Annotated in this window: 22 protein-coding genes and 2 tRNA genes; 13 read left to right on the top strand and 11 right to left on the bottom strand. The window is 62.0% G+C overall.

Going from position 1 to position 23,820, the window contains the following annotated elements:
- Positions 1–35: 35 nt before the first annotated feature.
- Complete coding sequence (locus tag AC2FMN_RS08215; protein WP_496678415.1) at positions 36–2,327, bottom strand: hypothetical protein; 2,292 nt, start codon at positions 2,325–2,327, stop codon at positions 36–38.
- 645 nt (positions 2,328–2,972) lie between these two features.
- On the opposite strand from AC2FMN_RS08215, the gene AC2FMN_RS08210 reads away from it, so the two are divergent.
- On the top strand, positions 2,973–3,686 hold the full coding sequence (locus AC2FMN_RS08210; protein WP_496687343.1) for a response regulator transcription factor: 714 nt from the start codon (positions 2,973–2,975) through the stop codon (positions 3,684–3,686).
- Positions 3,679–4,176: a hypothetical protein gene (locus AC2FMN_RS08205; protein ID WP_496687341.1), complete on the top strand. Its 498-nt coding sequence runs from the start codon at positions 3,679–3,681 to the stop codon at positions 4,174–4,176. Before AC2FMN_RS08210 ends, AC2FMN_RS08205 begins: the two co-directional genes overlap by 8 nt.
- A gap of 25 nt (positions 4,177–4,201) precedes the next feature.
- On the opposite strand, the gene AC2FMN_RS08200 is transcribed toward AC2FMN_RS08205, so the two are convergent.
- Positions 4,202–4,287 (bottom strand) — tRNA-Leu (locus AC2FMN_RS08200).
- A gap of 241 nt (positions 4,288–4,528) precedes the next feature.
- Here AC2FMN_RS08200 and AC2FMN_RS08195 point away from each other — a divergent pair.
- From AC2FMN_RS08195 to AC2FMN_RS08160, 8 genes are all read left to right on the top strand, one after another.
- Positions 4,529–5,572 (top strand): pyridoxal-phosphate dependent enzyme, encoded by a 1,044-nt coding sequence (locus AC2FMN_RS08195; protein ID WP_496687340.1) that lies wholly within the window; start codon positions 4,529–4,531, stop codon positions 5,570–5,572.
- Complete coding sequence (locus AC2FMN_RS08190) at positions 5,569–6,714, top strand: M24 family metallopeptidase (protein WP_496687339.1); 1,146 nt, start codon at positions 5,569–5,571, stop codon at positions 6,712–6,714. The genes AC2FMN_RS08195 and AC2FMN_RS08190 overlap by 4 nt, the downstream gene beginning before the upstream one ends.
- The gene (locus AC2FMN_RS08185; RefSeq protein WP_496687337.1) at positions 6,711–7,427 is read left to right on the top strand and encodes a maleate cis-trans isomerase family protein; all 717 of its coding nucleotides are present in this window, start codon (positions 6,711–6,713) and stop codon (positions 7,425–7,427) included. The genes AC2FMN_RS08190 and AC2FMN_RS08185 overlap by 4 nt, the downstream gene beginning before the upstream one ends.
- A gap of 129 nt (positions 7,428–7,556) precedes the next feature.
- Positions 7,557–8,657, top strand: a complete 1,101-nt coding sequence (locus tag AC2FMN_RS08180; protein WP_496678447.1) for an ABC transporter ATP-binding protein — start codon at positions 7,557–7,559, stop codon at positions 8,655–8,657.
- 100 nt (positions 8,658–8,757) lie between these two features.
- Complete coding sequence (locus tag AC2FMN_RS08175) at positions 8,758–9,852, top strand: extracellular solute-binding protein (RefSeq protein WP_496687336.1); 1,095 nt, start codon at positions 8,758–8,760, stop codon at positions 9,850–9,852.
- A 76-nt stretch (positions 9,853–9,928) separates the two neighbouring features.
- Positions 9,929–11,203: an ABC transporter permease gene (locus AC2FMN_RS08170; RefSeq protein WP_496678450.1), complete on the top strand. Its 1,275-nt coding sequence runs from the start codon at positions 9,929–9,931 to the stop codon at positions 11,201–11,203.
- Positions 11,204–11,208: 5 nt separating this feature from the next.
- Complete coding sequence (locus tag AC2FMN_RS08165) at positions 11,209–12,420, top strand: ABC transporter permease (RefSeq protein ID WP_496678452.1); 1,212 nt, start codon at positions 11,209–11,211, stop codon at positions 12,418–12,420.
- 163 nt (positions 12,421–12,583) lie between these two features.
- Positions 12,584–13,804: an aminopeptidase P family protein gene (locus AC2FMN_RS08160; RefSeq protein ID WP_496678453.1), complete on the top strand. Its 1,221-nt coding sequence runs from the start codon at positions 12,584–12,586 to the stop codon at positions 13,802–13,804.
- Between the two features lie 135 nt (positions 13,805–13,939).
- Here the strand turns inward: AC2FMN_RS08160 and AC2FMN_RS08155 are convergent, their stop codons facing one another.
- Together AC2FMN_RS08155 and AC2FMN_RS08150 are read right to left on the bottom strand one after the other, a co-directional pair.
- On the bottom strand, positions 13,940–14,788 hold the full coding sequence (locus AC2FMN_RS08155) for a fumarylacetoacetate hydrolase family protein (RefSeq protein WP_496678455.1): 849 nt from the start codon (positions 14,786–14,788) through the stop codon (positions 13,940–13,942).
- Positions 14,789–15,140: 352 nt separating this feature from the next.
- Positions 15,141–15,216, bottom strand: a tRNA-Thr gene (locus tag AC2FMN_RS08150).
- Positions 15,217–15,393: 177 nt separating this feature from the next.
- Here AC2FMN_RS08150 and AC2FMN_RS08145 point away from each other — a divergent pair.
- Complete coding sequence (locus tag AC2FMN_RS08145; protein ID WP_496687335.1) at positions 15,394–16,269, top strand: hypothetical protein; 876 nt, start codon at positions 15,394–15,396, stop codon at positions 16,267–16,269.
- 31 nt (positions 16,270–16,300) lie between these two features.
- Here AC2FMN_RS08145 and AC2FMN_RS08140 read toward each other — a convergent pair whose 3' ends face one another.
- Entirely contained in the window at positions 16,301–16,567 is a 267-nt protein-coding gene (locus tag AC2FMN_RS08140; RefSeq protein ID WP_149777019.1) for a DUF2312 domain-containing protein, read from the bottom strand.
- A gap of 161 nt (positions 16,568–16,728) precedes the next feature.
- Between AC2FMN_RS08140 and AC2FMN_RS08135 the strand changes: the two genes are divergently transcribed.
- The gene (locus AC2FMN_RS08135; RefSeq protein ID WP_490362563.1) at positions 16,729–16,947 is read left to right on the top strand and encodes a hypothetical protein; all 219 of its coding nucleotides are present in this window, start codon (positions 16,729–16,731) and stop codon (positions 16,945–16,947) included.
- A gap of 8 nt (positions 16,948–16,955) precedes the next feature.
- Here the strand turns inward: AC2FMN_RS08135 and AC2FMN_RS08130 are convergent, their stop codons facing one another.
- Positions 16,956–17,177, bottom strand: a complete 222-nt coding sequence (locus AC2FMN_RS08130; protein ID WP_496687334.1) for a hypothetical protein — start codon at positions 17,175–17,177, stop codon at positions 16,956–16,958.
- 230 nt (positions 17,178–17,407) lie between these two features.
- On the opposite strand from AC2FMN_RS08130, the gene AC2FMN_RS08125 reads away from it, so the two are divergent.
- The gene (locus tag AC2FMN_RS08125; RefSeq protein ID WP_496678463.1) at positions 17,408–17,836 is read left to right on the top strand and encodes a protein tyrosine phosphatase family protein; all 429 of its coding nucleotides are present in this window, start codon (positions 17,408–17,410) and stop codon (positions 17,834–17,836) included.
- Between the two features lie 16 nt (positions 17,837–17,852).
- Here AC2FMN_RS08125 and AC2FMN_RS08120 read toward each other — a convergent pair whose 3' ends face one another.
- The 5 genes from AC2FMN_RS08120 to AC2FMN_RS08100 form a co-directional block, all read right to left on the bottom strand.
- Positions 17,853–18,956: a flagellar motor switch protein FliM gene (locus AC2FMN_RS08120; RefSeq protein WP_496687333.1), complete on the bottom strand. Its 1,104-nt coding sequence runs from the start codon at positions 18,954–18,956 to the stop codon at positions 17,853–17,855.
- Positions 18,957–19,033: 77 nt separating this feature from the next.
- A complete protein-coding gene (locus AC2FMN_RS08115; RefSeq protein WP_496678466.1) occupies positions 19,034–21,712 on the bottom strand; it encodes an ATP-binding protein in 2,679 nt (892 codons plus the stop codon).
- A complete protein-coding gene (locus AC2FMN_RS08110) occupies positions 21,700–22,020 on the bottom strand; it encodes a hypothetical protein (protein ID WP_496687331.1) in 321 nt (106 codons plus the stop codon). The genes AC2FMN_RS08115 and AC2FMN_RS08110 overlap by 13 nt, the downstream gene beginning before the upstream one ends.
- Positions 22,017–22,397, bottom strand: a complete 381-nt coding sequence (locus AC2FMN_RS08105) for a response regulator transcription factor (protein WP_496678470.1) — start codon at positions 22,395–22,397, stop codon at positions 22,017–22,019. The genes AC2FMN_RS08110 and AC2FMN_RS08105 overlap by 4 nt, the downstream gene beginning before the upstream one ends.
- 79 nt (positions 22,398–22,476) lie before the next feature.
- Positions 22,477–23,775: a short-chain fatty acyl-CoA regulator family protein gene (locus AC2FMN_RS08100; protein ID WP_496687415.1), complete on the bottom strand. Its 1,299-nt coding sequence runs from the start codon at positions 23,773–23,775 to the stop codon at positions 22,477–22,479.
- Positions 23,776–23,820: the final 45 nt, after the last annotated feature.

The raw sequence follows: 23,820 nt of genomic DNA, 5'->3' as shown, positions 1-23,820 counted from the left end.
GAGGGCCGGTAAAGCGGCCCTCGGCAAAGTTGGCTTTATGCCTCGGTGTCGTCGCTGGCGTAGCTCGAGGTCATCGAGCCGCCGACCATCGTCGTGTCGACCGAGTTGCCAAGCACGTTGGCACCCATGACGATCGACTGGTTGAAGGCCGAGGTATCGACCACCGCAGCCGCCGATGCGTAGGATTCACCGGTGACGATGCCATCGCCGCCGTTGTTGGAACCCCAGGTGCCGCCGTTGCCGGCCGCGCCGCCATCACCCGAATAGGCGCCGGCTGCGCTGCCACCGTTGACGGTGCCGCCCATGGTGTCGCCCGCCGTGGACTGGCCCATGGCATAGCCGCTGGTGCCGCCATTGGCGGCCGATGCGCCACCGGCCCCGCCCGCGCCCGAGCCGGCTGCGCCATCGGCGCTGCCGGATCCGGCGGAGTCGGCGTCGTTGTCCGAGTCGGCTGCGCCACCGTAACCCGCGATGGCTTCGGCCAAGCTGTCGGCCGCGCCGTTCACATCCGAGTCGCCGAAGACGTCCGACGCCCCGCCTGCTCCTGCGGTGTTCGCAGCATCCGCCGATCCTGCGCCGCTGCCGGACGAGCTTGCCGTGGGCGTCGTCGTGCCACCGGCTCCGCCGTCGCCATCCGCAGCCGAAGTCCCGGTACCGGTTCCGGTCGAGGACCCGTCAGCGTCGTTCGTACCACCGGCACCACCATTGGCATTGGCGTTTTGCGAGTTGCTGGCCGCGCCATTCACGTCGCCCGGGCTCTGGTCGATATCCGGCCCGCTGGCACTCTGATCGCCAACACCTTGGGAGTCGGCATCCGCCGCGGAACTGCCGCCGGTACCCGGACCACCCGAGCCCGCGCCGCCGGTTCCGTCACCGCCGTCGCCGTCACCACCGGTGCCGTCACCGCCGGTTCCGTCGCCACCTTCGCCAGCTTCGGCATCAACACCCAGGATCTCTTCCTGCAGCGCCATGATCGCGGCTTCGACCAAGGCCGAGAAACCACCTTCACCATCGCCACCGGTGCCATCTCCACCGTCGCCGTCGCCGCCGGTGCCATCTCCACCGTCGCCGTCGCCGCCGGTGCCATCACCGCCATCGCCGTCGGCCGAGCTGTCGGAACTGCTGTCAGCCGCGCCTTCCGCGGCATTGCTGCCGGCGGTCGCGTCGTTGGCTTCGGTGTCAGCATCACTGCTGTTCGACGCCGAACCGTCGGCGGCGGCATCGCCGTCACCGCCATCGGCGCCGGAAGCATCGGTCGAGTTGTCGGCATTGCCATCGCCGGTTCCTGTCGAATCCGAATCGCTGTCACCGCCATCGGCATCGCCCGACGCGCTCGCGCCCGACATGCCCATGCCTGCCGCGTGCGAGGTCGAATCGGCGCTTCCACCGTCACCGCCGGTCGAGTCGCCATCGGTGCTGGATGTGCCTGCGTTGTCCGAGCTGGATGCACTGTCGGCAGCACCGCCATCGCCACCGGCACTGTCACCGTCGGCATGCGCACCGGACATTCCAAGACCCATGCTGCCGTTGCTTGCATCACCGGTTGCGCCACCGGTTCCGCCAGCCGCATCACTGTCGGCACTGCCGGTATGACCACCCATCGAAAACGCGTGGCTGCCACTGGTATCGCCATCCGCCGATCCACCGTTGTTGGTGCCGCCTGCGCCGGAATCGCCACCGGCCACGGACGAGCCGATGCCCTCTTCGGCATGGGCGTTGCCGCCGGTCGCGCTGCCGTTCTGATAGAACTCGCCGTCATTGGACAGCGAAACCGAATCCAGCGTGTCGTCGTCGCTGAGGTTGGCAAGCTGGTTGTTGATCGACGACATGTCATTGCCCGGACCGTTCAGCGAGATGTCCAGGTTCAGATCGTCGCCTGGATCATAGTTCACATCGCGGCCGCCGGTGATCACATCACCGATCGAGGCCGAGTCCCCGACATCCAGATCAACCTGGTCATCATCGCGCGGGATCCATTCGCCACCGCCGAAGTCGATGTTGATCGCATTGTTGTTGGAGTTCGAGTTGCTGTCGTCACCGCCGTTGGTGTTCTGTTGCTGCTGGGCCTGATCCTGGCCCTGATCCTGGCCCTGACCCTGGTCCTGACCCTGCGAATTGTCATTGTCAGAGGTCTGAGACTGGTCCTGATTGTCCGCATTGTTCGCGGCATTCGAGACATCCTGACCCTGCTGCTGTTGCTGCGCGGTCAGGTCGGCCTCGATGAAAGCTTCCTCGACGGGAATTTCCGCGTTGATCGGAGCGTCCAGATTTTCAACATTGATTTCGTCGACGGTCGTGACGTTGGTATTGTTAACATTGCGTCGCATTTCAATATCCTTTTTCGGAGCGCCAGACCGCAATTCATCTACAAAACGGCATTCGGCGCGATTGAGTCAAAAATTCGCGTAGTCCCGCCAAATCTGCGCGGATACGCGTCTGTGGTGTTTGGATGTCGTGCCCCCCTTTCTCGGCCAAGCCGAATCCGGGACTGCCTTGATGCGCGAAATACTGCGCAGCGCAGTCACGTCTGTATCAGAGCCTCGGTAATTGAGGCGTCGAATAGCCTACATACAAGAGCGCGCATGACTAGCTGGCCGAAAGCACAGTTTCGATCAAGCTTCTGTTTTTATGATGTTTTTCAAGACAGACCCGGTTTTTTTCGTGATCCCGAGACGAACGAAGGACCGAAACGAGGCGTAAATAATTATCCCATTATTTCCCGCGACTTACGCCACAAGCCCTACCAAAGATCCTATGCAAAAGTTCTATAAACCCTAAATTGAACAGGCATAAAATGTTGAAAAAACCACTACCTTCTGGTATAAGATATTCATTGAATTTGACTAATCGAATTACGTACGCGCCCGATCGCAAAATATTGTGAAACCGCCTGGTCACTTGGTTTGAGGAGGTAATTTCGAATGCCTTCCGGGAATCTGATTTCAGACACAATTTCTGAAAATGAAGACTTCATGATTGTCTTTCTTGGAAAAGAACTATTTTTTTCCAACCAAACGCTCAGAAACGTCCAGAACGAATTCGGCGTCGCAGCCCATCGATTCGAAACCCTGGACGCTTACCTGTCGGAAGCAGAAAAGGTGACCTCTGGGTCCGGCAAGATCCTTGTGGTCGACCAGATCCTTCTTGATGACCTGCTGACCCGCCCCGAAGCCTATGCCGAAGCAGCGCGGTCCGGGTGCCTGGCTTTCGCCTACCGCAAAGAGGAGATGGCGCTGACCCTGTTCAACAACTGGCTCCGCGACACACATGGCCCGATCGGCTATCTTCCCATGAACATCGCTCCGGATGCCTGGCGGGCAATCCTGAGGCTGCTGATGCACGAGGAACTGTACCTTCCCGGCTTTGTCGCGACCTGCATGACCCAACCTGCCGCCCGCTCCGATCCCGACGACAAGCAGAAGCCTCAGGTCTCGGCGCGCTCGACCGGACATGCGCCCGGTGACCTGCTTTCCACCCTGACTCCTCGGGAATTGCAGGTCTTGGAGCTCGTCTCGCACGGCAAGAGCAACAAGGCAATCGCGGCGCAACTCGGCATCACCGAACACACGGTGAAACTGCATGTCCACAACGTTTCTGGCAAAATCGGAGTCAGCAACCGGACCGCCGCCGCGCATTTCTATTTCGAGGCCGCGCCACAAGCGACCGGAAAGGCCAGCCGTGACTGACGGGTTCGAAGAAAAATTCGATCGTTTGATCCTGCTGGTCGGGCGGTTGAACTACATGTGGACGAACACCGAAAGCCTGCTGATACACCTGATCGCGGGGCTGTCGGGCACTTCGAAGGATGTGGCTGTCATCATCTTTCTGACTCTGAACACCACCCGAGCGCGCATCGACCTAGTCGAACGTTTGGCCAAGATGGACGGCCGTCCGGCCGACGTGCGCGACCCCATCCTTTTGCATACCCGACGCCTCGGTCGGTTGTCGGCGATACGCAACCGGTTCAACCACTGCATCTATTCTTTCGATCAGGAAAGCGGGAACCCCAAAACAATTCTGATGCGCATCGCCGACCGCAAGACCGACATCAAGCTGGGTCGGGAAGACACCGTCGACGATCAGGCGTTGGCCGACATCGAAGATGTTCTGGCCCAACTGTCTGCCGCCAACAGGGACATCTGGAGCCTGATTTCCAGGCTAGGGTTTCCTGTCTAGGGCAAAAGACAGTGAAACCGGTTGGTGGTGCGGGCGGTGGGACTCGAACCCACACGGCACAAAGGCCTTCGGATTTTAAGTCCGATATGTCTACCATTCCATCACGCCCGCAGACGGCCAGAGGCGCGAAGCACCAGGGCCGAACTGCGGAACACTTACAGCCAACTTGCGGGATTGCAAAGCCCGTGAGGGAAGGGGCACCGTCGGCGGGTTCTCGGCGTAGTGGGTGCATCAACCTTGGCCCCCACCCGAACCCAGCCAGATCGAGGATTCCCGCATATGCAGGCTGAAGTCGCCTTGACAGAACGAACTGCGTCGCATCTCGTCATCCGGAACATGCTGGAAAACCGAGATGCAAGTCGCCAAGAACGAATATAGGGGCGGATCCAAGCTGATACCATCGGCCCCATACCCATCGACCGATCCTGAAAAGGTGTCGGATCTGATCGCCCGGTGTCCGGTCGCGTCCCGCACCCCTCTGGTGGACGGCAGCGCGCTGGCGCCCGTGGCCAGCCTTTGGATCAAGGACGAGCGTGCGCGTATGAATCTTGGGTCGTTCAAGGCCTTGGGCGCAGCCTACGTGATCGCAAGTCACGCGAATGCTGTGTCCGGGCAACCCGACGGCACCACCCTGAATGGGCGCACCTATGTCACCGCCAGCGCCGGCAATCACGGGCTCAGCATGGCGGCCGGTGCGCGCGTCTTCGGCGCCCGGGCCGTCGTCTTCATCGCGGACACGGTACCCGAAAGCTTTGCCGAGCGCCTGCGTGATCAAGGGGCCAGTGTCGTCCGGGCGGGGAATGACTATGCCGCCAGCATGTCCGCCGCCAGCGCTGCCGCGTCGCGGAATGGCTGGACCCTGCTGTCGGACAGTTCCTGGGAGGGATACACCGACCTGCCTCATCTGCTGATGGAGGGCTATCTGCAGATGGCGGTCGAAACGGTCGGGCAATGCCCCGAGGTGCCGACGGTGATCCTTTTGCAGGCCGGGGTCGGCGGCATGGCTGCCGCGGCGGCGGCCTATTTCCGCAAGGTTTGGGGTGATGTCCCCAGGATCGTCGTGGTGGAACCTGACGCCGCGCCTGCCCTTCAGGCAAGTATCGTCGCCGGGCAATGCGTGTTTGCCGACGGCCCGGACAGCATCATGGGGCGGCTGGACTGCAAGGAACCTTCGTTGATCGCACTGAACGGTCTCGCGCGGGATGCTGATGTGTTCCTGACTGTGACGGACGAGGACGTCGTCGCGCAGCTTCCAGCGATGGCGCGGGCCGGGCTTGCAACCACGGCTTCGGGCGGCGCGGGGCTTGCTGCGGTCATGGACGACACAATGCGCTCGGCCCTAGAAATCGGCACCGATGACCGCGTACTATGCATCCTGACCGAGCGACCCGCATGAGGGGGTTCGACCAAACAGAATACCAGGCCCGCACCCAACGCGCACAACGTCGGATGGCAGAACTCGAGGTCGATGCTCTGCTTCTGACCACGGAGCCCGAAGTCCGGTATTTCTCGGGGTTTCTTACCCGGTTCTGGGAAAGCCCCACGCGTCCATGGTTTCTGGTCATCCCGGCCCAGGGCGACCCTGTCGCCGTGATCCCGTCGATCGGGGCCGCGCTGATGGGGCGAACCTGGATCAAAGACATCCGCACCTGGAGCGCACCCGACCTGTCCGACGACGGCGTATCGCTGTTGGCCGACACGCTGCGCGAAGTCGTGGCCGACAAGGGCCGGATCGGCTGCCCCGACGGGCACGAAACCCATCTGCGCATGCCTCTGTCCGATTTCCGTCGGTTGCAGGACCAAATCGGCCAACGTCGGATCACCGGCGATCACGGTATTCTGCGCGACCTGCGGATGGTTAAATCCGCCACCGAAATCGCCAAGATCCAGACCGCCTGCGCTATAGCCGGACGCGCCTTCGACCGGGTGCCCGAAATTGCATCCGCAGGTGTGCCGCTGGCGCAGGTTTTCCGCGCCTTCCAGATGCTGTGCCTCGAGGAGAGGGCCGATTGGGTGCCGTACCTTGCCGGTGGGGCTGGCCATGGCGGCTATGGCGACGTGATCTCGCCCGCGTCCGAGAGCCCCCTGGCGCCAGGGGACATACTGATGCTGGACACCGGTCTGGTATGGGACGGCTACTTTTGCGATTTCGACCGCAACTGGTCGGTCGGCCCGCCCGAACCGGCCGTCAGCACGGCGCATGCGCGGTTGGTCGACGCGATCGAAGCAGGTTTTGACGCGGCACGGCCCGGAGCGACGGCCGCAGACCTGTTCCAAGCGATGAACGACATTCTGACCGATGGCGGACCCGGCACCCAAGCCGGGCGCCTGGGGCATGGGCTGGGCATGTCCCTGACCGAATGGCCATCGCTGATTCCCACCGACACAACGGTTCTGCGGCCAGGGATGGTGCTGACGCTCGAACCGGGTATCGCCGTCCCGGGCGGGATTCTCGTTCACGAAGAAAACATCGTGATCACCGAGAACGGCGCTCGGTTTCTCAGCCCGCGCGCCGGGCGCGAGGTGCCCCGGATATGACCACATTGCCCTACGCACTCGACGTGGAAGACCACGCCAACCGACCGATGGGCCTGATCGTTCTGCAGGCCGACGAAACCATCGAAGGCGACTTCAGGCGTCTGTTCGCGGAAAGCTCCGCACCGCTTCATGTTGCGCGCATCCCCAGCGGGCTGGAGGTGACGACCCAGACGCTGAGCCGAATGAAGCAGGCCCTGCCGGCGGCCGCGGACCTGTTTCCGAAGGGCCGCGAATACGGCGTTGTGGGCTATGGCTGCACGTCGGCCAGTTCGGTGATCGGATCGGCCGAGGTCGAATCTCTTGTCCGCGGATCCTGCGTCACCCGTTCGGTAACCGACCCACTGCGTGCGACGATCGCCCGCGCTTGCGACTTGGGCGTTTCGCGGTTTGCCCTGTTGTCCCCCTATGTCGAGGAAGTCAGCGACTCGTTGCGGACAGCCTTCTCGACCGCCGAGCTTTCGACCGATGTATTCGGCACTTTCTGCGTGGCAGAAGAGTCGAAAGTGGCGCGGATTTCGTGTTCGTCGATCGTCGAGGCGGCGGTTGCACTTGGGCAAGACAGCGCGGTTGATGCGGTATTTCTGAGTTGCACGAACTTGCGAACCCTGGATGCGATCCCTCACGTTCAGGCCCGCATCCGCAAGCCGGTCCTGTCCAGCAACACGGCGCTTGCATGGCATATGGCACGGCTAAACGATGATCGGTTCCCCTGAAACTCACGGTCGTTTCTGCGCTGGGACGATTAAATTGGTTGCAAGCCGCCGGACGCTACGTTTTAATTTGGTGCAGGATCAATGGAATCCGGGCCAACCGGATCTGGAATTGACGCGACAGGGGGTCTTGTGACCGAAACAACCAGCGACGCCGCGTTTGTCGAATTTCGGCGCGTGCAAAAATCATATGACGGCGAAACGCTCGTCGTGAAAGATCTCAATCTTGCCATGCCGAAAGGCGAATTTCTGACCATGCTGGGCCCGTCGGGCTCGGGCAAGACGACTTGCCTGATGATGCTGGCCGGGTTCGAAACCGCCACCCATGGCGAAATTCTTCTGGGCGGCAAGCCGATCAACAACATTCCGCCGCACAAGCGCGGGATCGGCATGGTGTTCCAAAACTACGCTCTGTTTCCGCATATGACCGTGGCCGAGAACCTCTCGTTCCCGCTTGAAGTGCGCAAGATCGGCAAATCCGAGCGCGAACAGAAGGTGCAGCGGGCGCTGGACATGGTACAGATGGGCGCATTCGGCAATCGCCGGCCGGCGCAGTTGTCGGGGGGCCAACAACAGCGCATCGCCCTGGCGCGGGCGCTCGTGTTTGAGCCGGAACTGGTGCTGATGGACGAGCCGCTGGGCGCGTTGGATAAGCAACTGCGCGAACACATGCAATTCGAGATTACCCGCCTGGCACACGAGCTGGGCATCACCACGGTCTATGTGACCCATGACCAGACCGAGGCGCTGACGATGTCGGATCGTGTCGCAGTCTTCGATGACGGCCGCATCCAGCAGCTGGCCCCGCCCGATCGACTGTACGAGGAACCGGAAAACAGTTTCGTCGCGCAATTCATCGGCGAAAACAACACCTTGGAAGGCGTGGTGAAGTCCATCAACGGGGACACTTGCATCGTGACCCTGGACGACGGATCGGAAATCGACGCGGTGCCGATCAACGTCCGCCAGCCCGGCGAGCGCACCAAGGTGTCGATCCGGCCCGAGCGGGTCGAGTTCAACAAGGATCGTCTGAGCCCGGACGCGCATACGCTCAAGGCGGTGGTTCGCGAGTTCATCTATATGGGCGACGTATTCCGTTTCCGCATGTCGGTGGCCGGCAATGACGAGTTCATCGTCAAGACCCGCAACGCCCCGGATGCGGTCCGCCTGCAACCCGGCCAGGAGATCGAGATTGGCTGGCTGGCACGAGACTGTCGCGCGCTGGACGCGTGAGCGTCCTGCCACGCCAGACGGTCAACTTGGAAGGATCGGCCGACGAAAACCCGTGCGTCGGTCGACCAGTGACAACAACGGGGAAAACTGGGAGCTGAACATGAAACCAACAAAATTCCTGCTGTCGGCTGCGGCCGCAGCCATCACGGCCGGCGCGGCTTCGGCCCAGGACATGGCCCTCGTGTCCTGGGGCGGCGCCTATCAGGCATCGCAGCAAAAAGCCTATGCCGAGCCGTACATGGAAATGAACCCGGGCGTGAACATCGTCTGGGATGAAAGCTCGGCCGAGGCCGTGGCCAAGCTGCGCGCCATGAACGAGGCGGGCAACATCACATGGGATGTGGTCGACGTGGTCGCCTCGGACGCCATTCGCCTGTGTGACGAAGGTCTGGCGATGGAAATCGACCCGGACACCCAACTGGCCCCGGCACCCGATGGCACCACAGCATCCGAGGATTTCGGCGATCTGCTGGTCAGTGATTGCTTCATCCCGCAGATCGTCTATTCGACCACCTTCGGCTATCGCACCGATCTGGTCGGCGACACGCCGCCGGACGACATCTGCGACGTGTTCGACCTCGAGGCCTACCCGGGCAAGCGCTCGCTGGAAAAGCGCCCGATCAACAACATGGAATGGGCGCTGCTGTGCGACGGCGTGGCAAAGGACGAAGTCTATGACGTTCTGGCAACCGACGAAGGTCAGGACCGTGCCCTCAAGAAGCTGGACACCATCAAGGACAGCGTCGTGTGGTGGTCAGCCGGGGCTGACACTCCGCAGTTGCTGGCCGATGGCGAGGTCGTCATGGGCTCGACTTACAATGGCCGTCTGTTCAGCCTGATCGAAGAGCAGAAGCAGCCCGTCGCCATGCTGTGGGATGCGCAGGTGTTCGATCTGGACGGCTGGATCATTCCCGCGGGCCTCAGCGACGAGCGTAAGCAGCGCGCGTTGGACTTTATCTACTTCGCGACCGACACGCAGCGTCTGGCGGATCAGGCCAAGTACATCTCGTACGGCCCGGCACGCAAATCGTCGGCCCCGTTGGTCGGTCAACACGCCGAACTGGGCATCGACATGGCGCCGCACATGCCGACCGATCCGAACAACGCCCAGAACACTTTCCTGTACAACTACGAGTTCTGGGCCGACTACCGCGATGACATCGACGCCAAATTCCAGGCGTGGCTGGCGCAGTAAGCGCAGCTTACACAACTAATAACGGTTGGGGCGGCCTGCCGCCCCAACCCGACCCAAGCTAACCCAAGGGGCACGAATGACTGACGCAAGCCAAACCGCAGGGCCAATGCTGGCGGCGGATGGAACGCCACTGAAACAGTCTCTGGCGCGCTCGCTGAGGCGACAGAAACTGCGCGCACTGTTGTTGATTGCCCCCTTGCTGATCTTCGTTCTGGTCTCGTTTATCGTCCCGATCGGCTCGATGCTGTTCCGGTCGGTGGAAAACAGCATCGTCAAGGACACGCTGCCGCTGACCATCGAGGCCTTGCAAAGCTGGGACGAAAAAAGCGGTGAACTACCGGACGAAAACGTTTACGAAGCCTTTGTCCGCGACATGATCGTCGCGATCGACAACAAGGAACATACCCGTCTTGGCACGCGGTTGAACTATGAAGAGACCGGCATGTCGTCGCTGTTCCGTCGTTCGGGCAGGCAAATCAAAAAGCTGGACCCCGAAACCGACGGGCCGTTCAAGGACAAGCTGATCGACATCCATGATGGCTGGGGTGACGTGAAGACTTGGCAGGTGATCAAGACCCACGCGGTGCCGATCACCAATGGGTATTTCCTGAACGCAATTGACATGCGACGTACCCCCGAAGGTGCGCAGGCTCAACCCGAAGACAAGCGCATTCTGGTAAAACTGTTCGGCCGCACATTGTTCATGTCGCTGGTCATCACCGGCGCCTGCATACTGCTGGCCTATCCAGTCAGTTACCTGCTGGCGACGCTGCCGATGCGCGTGTCGAACATGCTGATGATCCTGGTTCTGCTGCCGTTCTGGACATCGCTTCTGGTGCGAACTTCCGCCTGGAAGGTCATGTTGCAACAACAGGGCGTGATCAATGACACGCTGGTCTGGCTGGGCCTTGTGGCCGATGACGCGCGATTGATCATCATCAACAACCAGATCGGCACGATCATCGCGATGACGCATATCCTGCTGCCGTTCATGATCCTGCCGATGTATTCGGTGATGCAGACGATCCCGCCATCCTACACTCGCGCGGCCAAATCCATGGGCGCGACGAACTGGACCACGTTCTGGCGGATCTATTTCCCGCAGTCCATTCCGGGCATCGGGGCGGGCTCGATCCTAGTGTTCATTCTGGCCATCGGCTATTACATCACACCCGAAATCGTCGGCGGCACCAAGGGCGTCTTCATCTCGAACCGGATCGCCTACCACATCTCGTCGTCGCTGAACTGGGGGCTGGCCGCGGCGCTGGGAACGATCCTGCTGGCGGTGGTTCTGATCCTCTATTGGGTCTACGACAAGATCGTGGGCATCGACAACGTGAAGCTGGGATAACCGACATGGCCGCTCTGACTCCGATTTCGCGCAAACCCCTGTCGATGGTCCTGCCCAGCGTCGCCCTGGCCGGAGCCTTCGCCGGTATCTTTGTCGGCGCGGGCAACGGTTCGGTGCCGACCGGCATGATCGGCGGCGCCATTCTGATCGCCGGGCTTGCCTGGATCTACATCGCGCTGCTGAAGAACGAGCGGCTGGCCTATTGGATAAACATCCTTGGCTTCGGCTTGGCTGGCTTTCTGTTCGCGGGCATCGCGGGCGGTATTCTGGGTCTGCTGGGCGGCTGGTTCTTTGTCTGGTTCACATACTGGCTGTACGAGGGCCGGTATCGCCGCAAACTGCTGCCTTACCTGACGGCGCAGCAGGTGTTCTATCACTACTTGTTCCGGGTGATCTGCGGCGCGATCTTCGTATTCCTGATCACTCCGATCCTGGTGGTACTGCCATTGTCGTTCAACGCGCAGGACTTCTTTACCTTCACCCCGGAAATGCTGCGACTGGACCCCGAGGGCTACTCGCTGAAGCATTATCAGGACTTCTTTACCAACAACGAATGGCAGCGCAGCTTCAAGAACTCGCTGATCATCGCGCCCATCGCCACGATCATCTCGGTCTCGCTGGGCACGCTGGCCGCCATCGGTCTGAGCCAGTCGCATGTGCCCGGGCGGCGGGCGATCATGGCCATCCTGATTTCGCCGATGATCGTGCCGCTGATCATCTCAGCCACGGGCATGTTCTTCTTCTACAGCGACATCGGGCGGTTCCTCGAGGGCACTCTGGGCATGAACAAGACCTTCGTGGGCTACCTCAAGGTGATCCTGGCCCACGCGGTTCTGGGCATTCCCTTCGTCATCATCACCGTGACCGCCACCCTGGTGGGCTTTGACCGGTCTTTGACGCGGGCCGCCGCGAACATGGGCGCGGGTCCGGTGCGGACCTTCTTCAAGATTCAGATGCCGCTGATCCTGCCCGGTGTGATCTCGGGCGGGCTGTTCGCCTTCATCACCTCGTTCGATGAGGTGGTCGTGGTGCTGTTCGTCGGATCGGCCAGCCAGAAGACCCTGCCCTGGCAGATGTTCACCGGCCTGCGCGAGCAGATCAGCCCCACCATCCTGGCCGTGGCCACGATCCTCGTCGTCATCTCGATCGCGCTGCTGACCACGGTCGAGCTGCTGCGGCGGCGGTCAGAACGTCTGCGCGGGCTGACACCGGCTTGACCGGCGGCATTTGCTGATCTAACGATTTTTCTGTTCACCCTCTGCTGCGATGGCGTCGCAGCACCCAAAGGGGTGATCGGCTCTCGGACCCCGAGACCGCCTGTCCTGTACGCCGGGACATGTGGCCGGGCTTTGCACGTCCGGCAAAGAAACGAGAGAGCACATGACAGACCCTTCAAATCGCCCCGAATTCTTCACCTGCCACAACGGCGACAAGGCGCCCCTGCCCTTCAGCCGGGCCGAGTACGACCGCCGGCTGACCAAACTGCGCGCCATCATGGCGCAGCGGGACATCCCGGTCGTTTTGCTGACCTCGATGCAGAACATCGCCTATTACTCGGGCTTTCTGTACTGTGCCTTCGGCCGGCCCTATGGCTGTGTGGTGACGCAGGACAGCTGCACCACCGTGTCGGCGAATATCGACGCGGGCCAGCCCTGGCGCCGGTCGGTCGAGGACAACGTGATCTACACCGACTGGAAGCGCGACAACTACTGGCGCGCCGTAGCCAGCCTGATCGGGAATGCCCGCCGGATCGGCATCGAAAGCGACCACATGACGCTGGCCGCACGCGATACGGCCCTGGCCATGCTGAACCAGCCCGAGCTTGTGGACATCGCCCCCGACACGATGGCCGCGCGGATGGTCAAATCGGCCGAAGAGATCGAGTTGATCAAGGGCGGTGCACGCACGGCGGATGTGGGCGGCGCGGCCATCCATGCCGCGATCCGTGAAGGTGCCACCGAGATCGAGATTGCCATGGCGGGCCGCGACGCGATGGAGATCGAGATCGCCCGCGCCTATCCCGACGCCGAGTACCGCGACACCTGGGTCTGGTTCCAGTCAGGGCTGAACACCGACGGCGCGCACAACCCGGTCACAAAACGGGCGTTGCAGAAAGGCGATATTCTGTCACTCAACACCTTCCCGATGATCTCGGGTTATTACACGGCGCTGGAACGCACCCTGTTCCTGGGCGAACCCGACGCCGACAGCCTGCGCCTTTGGCAGGCCAATGTCGCCGGCCACGAACTGGGGCTGAGCCTGATCAAACCCGGCGCCACCTGTTCCGGCATCACCGCCGAGATCAACCGGTTCTTCGCCGATCAGGGCCTGCTGCAATACCGCTCGTTCGGATATGGGCATTCCTTCGGCATCCTCAGCCACTATTACGGCCGCGAGGCCGGTCTTGAACTGCGCGAGGACATCGACACGGTGCTCGAGCCGGGCATGGTGGTGTCCATCGAGCCGATGCTGTGGGTTCCCGAAGGTCAGCCCGGCGCGGGCGGCTATCGCGAGCATGACATCCTGGTGGTGCACGAGGATGGGGCCGAGAACATCACCGGCTTTCCTTACGGACCGGAACACAACATCATCGCAGCGTGACAGCCAAGATCGCCGGCGCGTGAGAAGCGCGCGCCGGCCAAGCCAGTCCGAGAGGGGCCTTTGTTCAGACCGGTTGCGGCGCGCAAGCGTACCCTGCCTGCCGCCCGCGTGCCACGGCGCTGATCCATGCCCGGATCAGTCGTCGCTGCGCACCCTCTGACGCTGATGCCCCAAACCGTCGATCCTCAGTTCCATCACGTCTCCATCCCTCAGGTAGACCGGCTGAGGCTTCATTCCCATCCCGACCCCCGGTGGCGTACCCGTCGAGATCACGTCGCCCGGATGCAGAGTGAACAGTTGGCTCAAATGCTCGATGATCTCGGCCACTGTAAAGATCATGGTCGCCGTGTTTCCGGTTTGCATGCGCTTGCCGTTGACTTCAAGCGCCATTCCCAAGGTCTGCGGGTCGGCGATTTCGTCACGCGTCACCAGCCAGGGGCCGGTCGGTCCGAACGTGTCGCAGGATTTTCCTTTGGTCCATTGTCCGGTCAACTGCATCTGGAAATGGCGCTCGGACACGTCATTGACGATGCAATATCCGGCGACGTGGTCCAGCGCGTTTGCACGGTCAACATATTTGGCCGTCTTGCCGATCACCACGCCCAGCTCGATTTCCCAATCGGTATGCGTCGACCCGCGCGGGATCACCACGTCGTCATAGGGACCGACGATGGCCGAATTTGCCTTGAGGAACAGAATGGGATGTTCGGGAATGGCTGCGCCGGTTTCGGCGGCATGGTCCGAGTAGTTCAGACCAATGCACAGGAATTTTCCGATATTCCCGACGCACGGGCCGATCCGCGGGTTGCCCTCGACCAAAGGAAGGGCCTCGGGGTCCAGGCGGCGCAACCGGGCCAGGCTGGCATCATCCAGAGTGTCCCCCGAGATGTCCGCAACATGCGCCGAAAGATCCCTCAATCTGCCTTCGCCGTCCAACAGCGCCGGTTTTTCTGCCCCGGCATCTCCGTAGCGTACAAGTTTCATGTGCCCGACCCTCCACCGTCGTTTTTTTCTCCCCTGCGCCATATTGCCGAATGGGATGCGACGAAACCAAGATCACACCTCGAACATGGTGGTCAACCATTCGTCCGGATTGGATCTTCCAAAGCGGATTGAGCTATTCTCCGGCAAGACCCGGGTAGTGACGCATGCTGCAATTTGCAGCGTGCCGATTGTCAACGCGACGGGCAAGACCGCGCTTAATACCTTGAGTGTCGAGGAGATCACTGCCGGTCTGCAAGCCGGCTCGGAGGCAGTGCAGATGTTCCCAAATGGCTTGGCATCAACAAAGCAGGAGGTTGTTGCCAATATGTACAGGGGCTCAGAGAAAAGATCCTGGTGCCCCCACACGGACTCGAACCGCGGACCTACTGATTACAAATCAGTTGCTCTACCAGCTGAGCTATAGGGGCTCCGAATGTCGGTTACCGCCTCGCGTTACAGACTGCAAGCCTGAATCTCCAACTTGTTTGCCGGATCGTATCCGGCAAGACGCGTGGCCGGTCTCGAATTGCCCTGTAGGTTTGACCTCATCCCAAACAGACTGTACCCGATGAACAAAGACCGGAAACCGCAGGACCGCATCAGCAATGCATCTAGCCATTCATTCTGGCGCAGATTTCACCGACGAGGGCCTTCTGCTTCATGCCCTGCGCGCGAATTCCGACCTTCTGACCGATGTCGGCGTCGTGCTGTATGGACCGCGACGCTGTCGTCAGCTGTTCATGTCGCCCTTGCAAGACCTGGCCAACGGCCAAGTGGAGCCGGAAACCGTCGATCGACTTCGCAGCTTGATACCGGACGACATCGAGTATCAAAGAACCGTTTTGACATCCCCGGACTTCATCGGAGAGACTCCCACGGCCTTGAGGGATGGGCAATTCTATCCCTTGGCCGGTCAACGCGTGGCATTTCTCGAGCAAACCTTTGCGCCGGCCGGGATTGAGCTTTTTGTCGGCGTGAGGAACCCCGGAAGCTTCATCCCCAAGGTCCTGATGGCCTTGCCGCCCGAGGATCGGGCCGAAACCTTGGCAAACACCGATGTCAGTTGCCTGAGTTGGCTGACGATGATCGAGGACATCCGCGACCTCGCGCCGAACGTGGCCATCACCCTTTGGGCCAACGAAGATCTGCCGGTGATTTTCGGAGATATCGTCCGTGCCATCTGTGGCCTGCCTCGCGAAACGCCGATCGAGAACGAATTTGCGCTGCTGACATCGCTGTTGGACAATGAAGGCCGCGACAGGCTGGAAGAACTGATCCGGCCGGAAAACGCGGGTGAACGACCGGCCCTTCTGGCCGATCTTTCCGCCTTGTTCGAAGATCACGCGCTGCCGCATGAGGTTGAGGAAGAACTGGACCTGCCCGGGTGGAATACGGACATCGTCGAGGCCTTTACGGAACTGTATGCACAGGACCTTGCGCGGCTTAAATCCATGCCGGGCATACGTGTTCTGGGCCTCTGAGGCCCGCACCGCCCGGCATGGCACGCCGCGGCTACATGCCCAAAGCTTCCTTGTACATTTCCAACACCGCCTCTTCCTCGGCGATATCGTCCTTGTCGCGCTTGCGCAGCGCGATGACTTTACGCATGACCTTGGTGTCGTAACCGCGGGCCTTGGCCTCGGCCATCACTTCCTTTTGCTGATCCGCGATGTCTTTCTTTTCGGCCTCCAGACGCTCGAACCGCTCGATGAACTGGCGCAACTCGCCAGCGGTGACGCGATAGTTCGCTGCGGCCTGGTTTTCGGTCATGTCTTCCATTGGCGTCTCTCCCAAGTGGTGATTGGTGTTTCCGGCGTGACGGTCACCCTGCCGGATACATCGGGGCGGCAGCGGTCGCAAGAGACCAGCCAAGCCGTGACTTGTGCCGCCCCGGACGATCCGGTATCCGCAACTGCACGGCATGAAACACGAGGCGAGCCATGTTCGACTTTTTCATCTGGGGCGGCGCAAGCCTGTCCGTCGCGGGGCTTGCAGGCTTGGTCTGGTGCATCCTTCGCGTGATGAAGGCGCGCAGGTCAAACCTGTCGGATGACGAACTGCGCGCAACGGTCCAAGGCGTTCTCCCCTGGAACTTGGGCGCGCTGTTTCTATCCGTCATCGGTCTGATGCTGGTGATTCTGGGGATTTCCCTGGGCTGAAGGCCCTCTCAGATCGGCAGATTGTCGAATTTCGCCTCAAGGGCGTCCTCAGCCAAGGCGGCATCCAACAGGCGCAGCCGAGTCGGGACGGGCACGCCTTTCGCGCGCATGCGATCAATGACCTTGCTTACCGACGGCTGAAGGGCCAGGCGTGTTTCCAGGTTTGCCCCACGCAATTTTCTTTCCAACCTCGCGATCTCGGCAGAGAAATCATGTGCAGTCATCGGCATCCTCCCGCATGTTGCCAGCATCCCTGATATGGGGAGGGGCTTTGCGAACCGCCATCCAAGCCTCGGCCCTCTGGCAGGTTTTTGCGCATCGCGAGCCCCTCACCAAGAAATGATACCATGGATACTACACCATCATGACGCAACGGCCCTTGACGGACATCAAAAACGGTCTGACCCTAACCGACGCGTGAAAACTGGACAGAACCGGAAACGCAGCCTAAAGCTTCGGCATGGAAATTCGCCAAATCACGCCCCGCTATTCAGTTTCACCGCAGATCACGGTCGAGGACATCCCTGCGATCAAGGCTGCGGGTTTTGCAAAGGTCATCTGCAACAGGCCCAATGCCGAAGTGCCGCCGCACATGCAGTCCGACGTGATCGGACGCGCCATACGCGAGGCCGGACTGGAGTTCGAGGTGCTGGAACTGACTCATCAGACGATGACTCCGGTCAACGTGTCCCACCAGAAAACGCTGATCGAAAGCGGCCCCGGTCCGGTTCTGGCCTATTGCGCATCAGGTACGCGGTGCTCGGTTGTCTGGGCACTTGGGCAGACGGACAGCCTGCCGGTGGACGAGATTCTCGAAGCCACCCGCAAGGCCGGGTATGAACTTGAACAGCTCCGCCCGGCCTTGGAACAGATGCGCCCGACCGCCTGATCGCCGGACTTTCCCGTCAAGAAGACGAACGGGTCACGGGCAAGCCCGACAATTCCGAGATCTTCTCGGCCAGCTGATCCGTTCCGATCGCATCCAGGTCGTCGCGGTCCAGTTCGGACACAGACGTTTCCGAGACCAGAACGTCATGTACCGACTCGGATTCGTCCATCTGCAGGGGCTCTGATTTGTCAGGGCCGAACCTGTTCCCCGCATGCTCGACAAATGCCCCGGCATCCTTGGCCGAAACGGACGGGCTCACTGTTTTGCCAGTCAGACGCAGCGCGCGCATGCCGCCGCATTGGCCCAATCGGCCAGTGCCCACACGCGCCCGATCGATGGACACTACATCGATTTGCCCCAGCCTGGCCCCCGTCAGCGGTAGCACATCTCCGGCGCTCAACCCGGAGAGTTCCGCCAAGGGCAATTGCAACCGGGTGATCACGGCGTTCAGTTCCGCCCGCATGATGCCCGCGGCCTCGGCCAGAAGCTTCTCGGCGGGATTGCTGCGTGAATCGTCAGGGCCTGGACAGTCCGACGGATCGGGCAGCAGCATGACGGCCATCCCCTGCCGGGCACCTCGGCTCAGTTCGACGGTCAGCTCATATCGGCCGTATGCCTCCTGGACCAAGGCCAGGGAAACCGCCCTCAGATCCGCCGCGCGTGAGACGTATTCATACCCTGACAGGAGCGCGACATCCTGCGGATCCTCAAGCAATTCCGTCGCGCGGGCGAACATGCCGTCGATCAGCGGCGCGACGATTGCGGCATCGGTATCGGTGAAGGGGCGCGGCTCGGGCGGATCGGGCAAGACCTCGCCAATCGTCTGTTGCTGGATCGCAGCCGACACCAAACCCGGATCGAGTGCAACAGCTGCAAGGCGCTCCTCACCGGCAGCGACCAGCAGAAACAGCCAGCTTTCATCCAGCCCTTCGGTCAGGTTTTCGGCCTTACGGCCAGCCTGCTTTGCACCGATCACCGAAATCGCAAGGCGAAAACCTTCGACGGCGGACCGCGCCAGCGCCAAACGCAGAGCCCGCAGAACGGCTCGGGACGCCGCCATCGTACCACGCTGAGTCGCAGACAATTTGCGCGCCAGCACAGAGCTGACCGATTTCGACATCACATCGTTCCATCGTTTTGAAACACTTCGCCCTCAGGTCTACACCCCGGAACGTTACCAATGTCTTTAGGCTGACGTCATTGCGCCGCCTGCCGATGTGCCAGCGGCAAGCTGACCCGAAACGCCGCTCCGCCCTGGCCCGGCAGATAGACGATCTCGCCCCCCAGCCGCTGCATGATCTCGCGGCAGATCGCCAGGCCCAGCCCGGCGCCTCCGGCCTTGTCGAACCCCACACGCGCGAACTTCTCAAACACCATGGACTGCGCATCAGCCGGCACGCCGCTGCCATTGTCGACAAAATCGATCACGAGCTGCCCGCCCACATCATGGGCGGAAATGGTCAGCGTCGGCTCGGCGGCGTCGCAGTATTTCTGCGCATTCGAGATCAGGTTGATGAATACCTGCCCCAGCCGGTCCAGGTCAGTGTGCAGTGCAACGCGTTCGGAAGGCAGTGACCGACGCACTTTCAACCGCCGTTCGGCCCCAGCCAAAGCAGTGGACACCGCGCGGTCCAAAACCGTCCGCAGGCTGGCGTCGCCCATGTTCAGATTGACCTGCCCGTTTTCCAGCACGCTGAGATCCAGCAGATCATCCAGCAGGCGGGTCAGGCGCAGCGCCTCGTCATGGATGATGGTGGCGTAGTGGCGGGTTTCATCCGCACTCAGACCGTCGGTATCGCGCATGATCTCGGAAAACGCCCGGATCGAAGTCATGGGCGTGCGCAGTTCGTGGCTGACCTGCCCCAGAAAGGCATCCTTCTGCATTGAAATCTGAGTCAGCTTCTCATTCGCTTCCCGCAGCTTGCGGGCGGTCCGGGTGAGCTCGGCCGATTTCGCCTCGAGCTGGCTGGAGTATTCCAGCAGCTGAGCCGATTCGTCGGCCACCGCCAGAAGGTCCTCGACCGACACCGAAGACCCGCCCACGATCTGCCCGATCATTGCGTGGGCCGTCGCCGCGCCGACCGACCCGCTCAGCTCGCGCTCGAGCCGTTCGAGGAAGCCGGGCGTAGGCTCGGGCAGGCGGCCGCGAACGCCCTGGCGTTCGGCTTCGGCCTGAAAGAACTCCTGCGCGGGGGCTGCGCCAAGTATCCGCTGGGTCATGATCATCAGGTCTTCGCTCTGCGCCACCGATCCGGTCCAACCGCCGGGCGCCACCGAGTGGTCGAACACGTTGACGAACTGCGCGCCCTGAAGGCGTTCCAAAGGGCTAGGAAAGCTGAGCAGTGAAGCCACGCAGAAGGCCAGCGCGTTCAGCGACAGCGACCACAGAACCGTATGGGTCATCGGGTCCAGACCCTCCAACCCGAACAGGGCCTGCGGCCGCAGCCAACCCATGCCGAACGGGCCGTTTTCGATAACGGACGCGGACATGATGCCCCCGCCCATTCCCGGCAGCAGCAGCGTGTAGACCCACAGGCAGAACCCCACGCTCAGCCCGACCAACGCGCCGGTCCGGGTGGCGCCGCGCCAGAAAAGCCCGCCGACCAGCGCGGGCAGGATCTGCGAGATCCCGGCAAAGGCCACCAATCCGATCGAGGCCAGCGCCGCCCCGCCGCCGGACAGACGATAGTAGAAAAAGCCCAACGCCATGATCGCGGCGATCGAAATCCGGCGCGCCATGAGAACCACGTTGCGCACATCACCGGAAATCGAGCTTCGCCGCTCGCGCGTGTTCAGCCAGATCGGCATGACCACATGGTTCGACACCATCGTCGACAGCGCCATGGCGGTGACGATCACCATTGACGTGGCCGAGGAAAACCCGCCGATGAAGGACAGCATCGCAAGCCAGTCATTGCCCTGCGACAGGGGTACGGTCAGCACGAACAGATCGGGGTTTGACCCGGCCGGCAGCAGATCCAGCCCGACAACGGCGATGGGAACCACGAACAGGCTCATCAACAGCAGGTACAACGGAAAGGCCCAGGCGGCCGTACGCAGATGCGCCTCGTCGTCGTTTTCGACAACCATCACCTGGAACATACGCGGCAGGCAGACGAAGGCCGCAGCCGACAGGAAGGTGATCGTCATCCACCGCCCCGCATCCACATTCCAGCGCCCGATCTCCGAGGCGTCGATCCGCTCCATCATCGGAGTCACTCCGCCGGCAATGCCCCAGACGACGAAGATGCCCACCGCCAGCAGCGCAAACAGTTTGACCACCGATTCCAACGCAATGGCCGTGACCACGCCGTGATGTCGTTCGTTCGCATCGAGGTTGCGGGTGCCGAACAAAATTGCAAACACCGCCAGCCCGGCCGCCACCCAGAACACGCTGGCCCCTTCGCGGTATAGGCCCGACGGGTCAGCCTCGGCGAAGATCGAGAAGGACAACGTGATCGACTGCAACTGAAGCGCGATATACGGGGTGCCCCCCAGCACGGCTAGGATCGTGACGCAGATCGCCAGCGTGTTCGACTTGCCGTAGCGCGACGAGATCAGGTCGGCGATCGAGGTCACCCGCTGACTGCGCCCCACCCGCACAAGTTTGCGCAGGCCCCACCACCAGCTGATCATCACCAGGGTCGGACCAAGATAGATCGTGACGAATTCCAAACCCGACCGGGCCGCGCTGCCCACGGCGCCATAGAACGTCCAAGCCGTGCAGTAGATCGACAGCGACAGGGTGTAGATCAAGGGCGAGCGCAGCCAGCGGCCGCGTCCGGCCGCGGCCATCCGGTCGGCTGCGAAGGCGACGCCGAATAGCAGCACCACATAGCCCAGACAGACCAGGATCAGAATGTTCATGGTCGCCATGGGGCACCCTCAGAACTGGCGTCTTCACGCGCAGCCATGCGCCGCGCCGCCAGACCGAACAGGAAACTGACCGCGATCATCCCGGCCCAGCTGATGAAGATGTACAGCATGGCGGACGACAGTGGCATCCCCTGCCCCTCGACATCGGCGCGCGGCCACAACAACGGGATCACGACCAGAGCAGCGCCCAGAAAGGGCAGCATTCGCGCCGCATCCGCCAACCGGCGGCGGCGATAGCTTTGGCGCTCCAAAAAGACCGACGGGCGCGGCCCCTCTGCTGTCGGTCGCCCGGGGCCGGGCGCGCTCATGACCGCGACGCCTGTGCGTACAGGTCTCGTACGGCGGTCAGCACTTCGACATTCGAAAACGGTTTGGTCATGAACCGGCTGACCCCGGCCTTCTCGGCCATCTCGCGGTCGCGCGATTGTCCGCGGGCGGTCAGCATCAGGACCGGCAGCGCCTTCATGTCGGCGTGCTCGCGCAGTTCGCGCAGCACGTCCATGCCGCTTTTGCCGGGCAGCATCACGTCCAATATGACCAGATCGGGCCGCGCAGCCAGAATCGTCTCGACCGCGTTCCCACCTTCGGCATGGGTTTCCACCACCCACCCTTCGCGGGTCAGCAGAAACCGGATGGCCTCGGTGATGTTCGGCTCATCCTCGATCAAAAGAACCCTGCGGCTCATGTTGGTATTCCCTCCCCAAGACCGGCCGCGACGTTTGGCGGACGGTCGCATGCAGATTAAGCGGTGCGTCGCGAAACTGTCAAAAACCTTCACTCAGAATCGACGGCTCGCGCCGGGCGGCGCAGTCCGTCTTGGGGCAGATCCGGCAGCTTGCCCCGACCTGCACCTCTGCCCCTGACTGGGTCTTGTCGTCGCCCGGCGGCACCACCAGCATCACCGAGCGATAGACCGGCTCGCGTCCGAACCCCGAAACGGGCTGCGGCCAGGCGATGGCGAAACACTCGAACTCGGCGGCGCTGCGGCCCAGAAGGGTGACACGGCTGTGAACCGGCACCAAGGGCCGGTTCAACGCAGAGAACACGGGCCATAAAGGGCAGGCATCGCCGTGCCGGGGCATGGCGAAACCGGGGACATGCTTGAGCAGGATGATGCTGCCGGACGAATCGCACACCGCCAATCCCGCCGGTCGCGGCAACACATCCTCGGGCAGGAAGGCCAGCCGCCGCAGCACCGTGGCCAGATCGACCGAAAACCGCGCGGCAAGTGTCAGCGGATCCAGCCCATCCGCTTGCAGGGCCTCGCGCAGCCGGCCCAAAGGCATGGCCCGCGCGTCCTGCGCATATTGCTTCAGCACCTGCCGGACCAGCGACTTGGCCGCCGCCGACCGCAGACCATGCTGCACCATGTCATCGCCGTATTCACCGCCCTCCAGCTCGGGCAGGTGAAATCCGCGCTGGTCCAAAAAGGCCTCGACTTCCTCCATGGGCAATCCGCGCCGGTCGCCGGGACTTTCGCTTTGATCCAGATAGGCGACCAGGGCCTTCGAGCTTTCCGCCAGGCGCTCGGCATCCTGGTGCAGGTTGCGATGGAACCGGTCGCGCCACTCGGCATCCAGTTCGCCGGGTTCGGCCAGAATCGCGGCAGTCGAGCGGATCGCAGCTGCCGTCGACAGGACCTCGTGCATCGAGCCCGCCAGATGCGGGTCGTGGGTCAGCCGGTCCGACAGGGTCTCGACCGTACGTTCAAGCGACACCACACGACGGTGCATCTGGGCCAGCACACCGGCCCAGCCCGGAAACCGTCCGGCAAATTCGTCAAGCGAATCGATCTCGGCGCGTTGCCCCACCGCGTCGGCAGCGGCTTCGCGCAGGGCCGCGATCAGCGTGGCCTCGACCCCCTGGGTCAGCACCGACGGCTCGACCGAAAGTGCCGCCGCGATGTCGACCAGAAGCTTACCGCCGATTCTGCGCCGGTTGTGTTCGATCAGGTTTAGATAGGATGCCGAAATTCCCACCTGGCGCGCCAGCTGCGCCTGCTTCAGCCCGGAAATCTGGCGCCTCTCGCGGATACGACTTCCGGTCAACATATCTCTCACAATGATCTTCCTCCTCAGCTGATGCCCGGCAAGCACACCGCTCCAAGA

It is taken from the genome of Ruegeria sp. BHSC037 (assembly GCF_059613045.1).
The sequence above is the reverse complement of the archived record's forward strand: the minus strand, read 5'-3'. Positions and strand labels throughout refer to the sequence as shown.

Bases quoted from the DNA above. Each gene is read 5' to 3' on its own strand.
- AC2FMN_RS08215 (WP_496678415.1), bottom strand. From the start codon at position 2,327: ATGCGACGCAATGTTAACAATACCAACGTCACGACCGTCGACGAAATC.
- AC2FMN_RS08210 (WP_496687343.1), top strand. From the start codon at position 2,973: ATGATTGTCTTTCTTGGAAAAGAACTATTTTTTTCCAACCAAACGCTC.
- AC2FMN_RS08195 (WP_496687340.1), top strand. From the start codon at position 4,529: ATGCAAGTCGCCAAGAACGAATATAGGGGCGGATCCAAGCTGATACCA.
- AC2FMN_RS08190 (WP_496687339.1), top strand. From the start codon at position 5,569: ATGAGGGGGTTCGACCAAACAGAATACCAGGCCCGCACCCAACGCGCA.
- AC2FMN_RS08185 (WP_496687337.1), top strand. From the start codon at position 6,711: ATGACCACATTGCCCTACGCACTCGACGTGGAAGACCACGCCAACCGA.
- AC2FMN_RS08175 (WP_496687336.1), top strand. From the start codon at position 8,758: ATGAAACCAACAAAATTCCTGCTGTCGGCTGCGGCCGCAGCCATCACG.
- AC2FMN_RS08170 (WP_496678450.1), top strand. From the start codon at position 9,929: ATGACTGACGCAAGCCAAACCGCAGGGCCAATGCTGGCGGCGGATGGA.
- AC2FMN_RS08165 (WP_496678452.1), top strand. From the start codon at position 11,209: ATGGCCGCTCTGACTCCGATTTCGCGCAAACCCCTGTCGATGGTCCTG.
- AC2FMN_RS08160 (WP_496678453.1), top strand. From the start codon at position 12,584: ATGACAGACCCTTCAAATCGCCCCGAATTCTTCACCTGCCACAACGGC.
- AC2FMN_RS08155 (WP_496678455.1), bottom strand. From the start codon at position 14,788: ATGAAACTTGTACGCTACGGAGATGCCGGGGCAGAAAAACCGGCGCTG.
- AC2FMN_RS08145 (WP_496687335.1), top strand. From the start codon at position 15,394: ATGCATCTAGCCATTCATTCTGGCGCAGATTTCACCGACGAGGGCCTT.
- AC2FMN_RS08140 (WP_149777019.1), bottom strand. From the start codon at position 16,567: ATGGAAGACATGACCGAAAACCAGGCCGCAGCGAACTATCGCGTCACC.
- AC2FMN_RS08135 (WP_490362563.1), top strand. From the start codon at position 16,729: ATGTTCGACTTTTTCATCTGGGGCGGCGCAAGCCTGTCCGTCGCGGGG.
- AC2FMN_RS08130 (WP_496687334.1), bottom strand. From the start codon at position 17,177: ATGCCGATGACTGCACATGATTTCTCTGCCGAGATCGCGAGGTTGGAA.
- AC2FMN_RS08125 (WP_496678463.1), top strand. From the start codon at position 17,408: ATGGAAATTCGCCAAATCACGCCCCGCTATTCAGTTTCACCGCAGATC.
- AC2FMN_RS08120 (WP_496687333.1), bottom strand. From the start codon at position 18,956: ATGTCGAAATCGGTCAGCTCTGTGCTGGCGCGCAAATTGTCTGCGACT.
- AC2FMN_RS08115 (WP_496678466.1), bottom strand. From the start codon at position 21,712: ATGGCGACCATGAACATTCTGATCCTGGTCTGTCTGGGCTATGTGGTG.
- AC2FMN_RS08110 (WP_496687331.1), bottom strand. From the start codon at position 22,020: ATGAGCGCGCCCGGCCCCGGGCGACCGACAGCAGAGGGGCCGCGCCCG.
- AC2FMN_RS08105 (WP_496678470.1), bottom strand. From the start codon at position 22,397: ATGAGCCGCAGGGTTCTTTTGATCGAGGATGAGCCGAACATCACCGAG.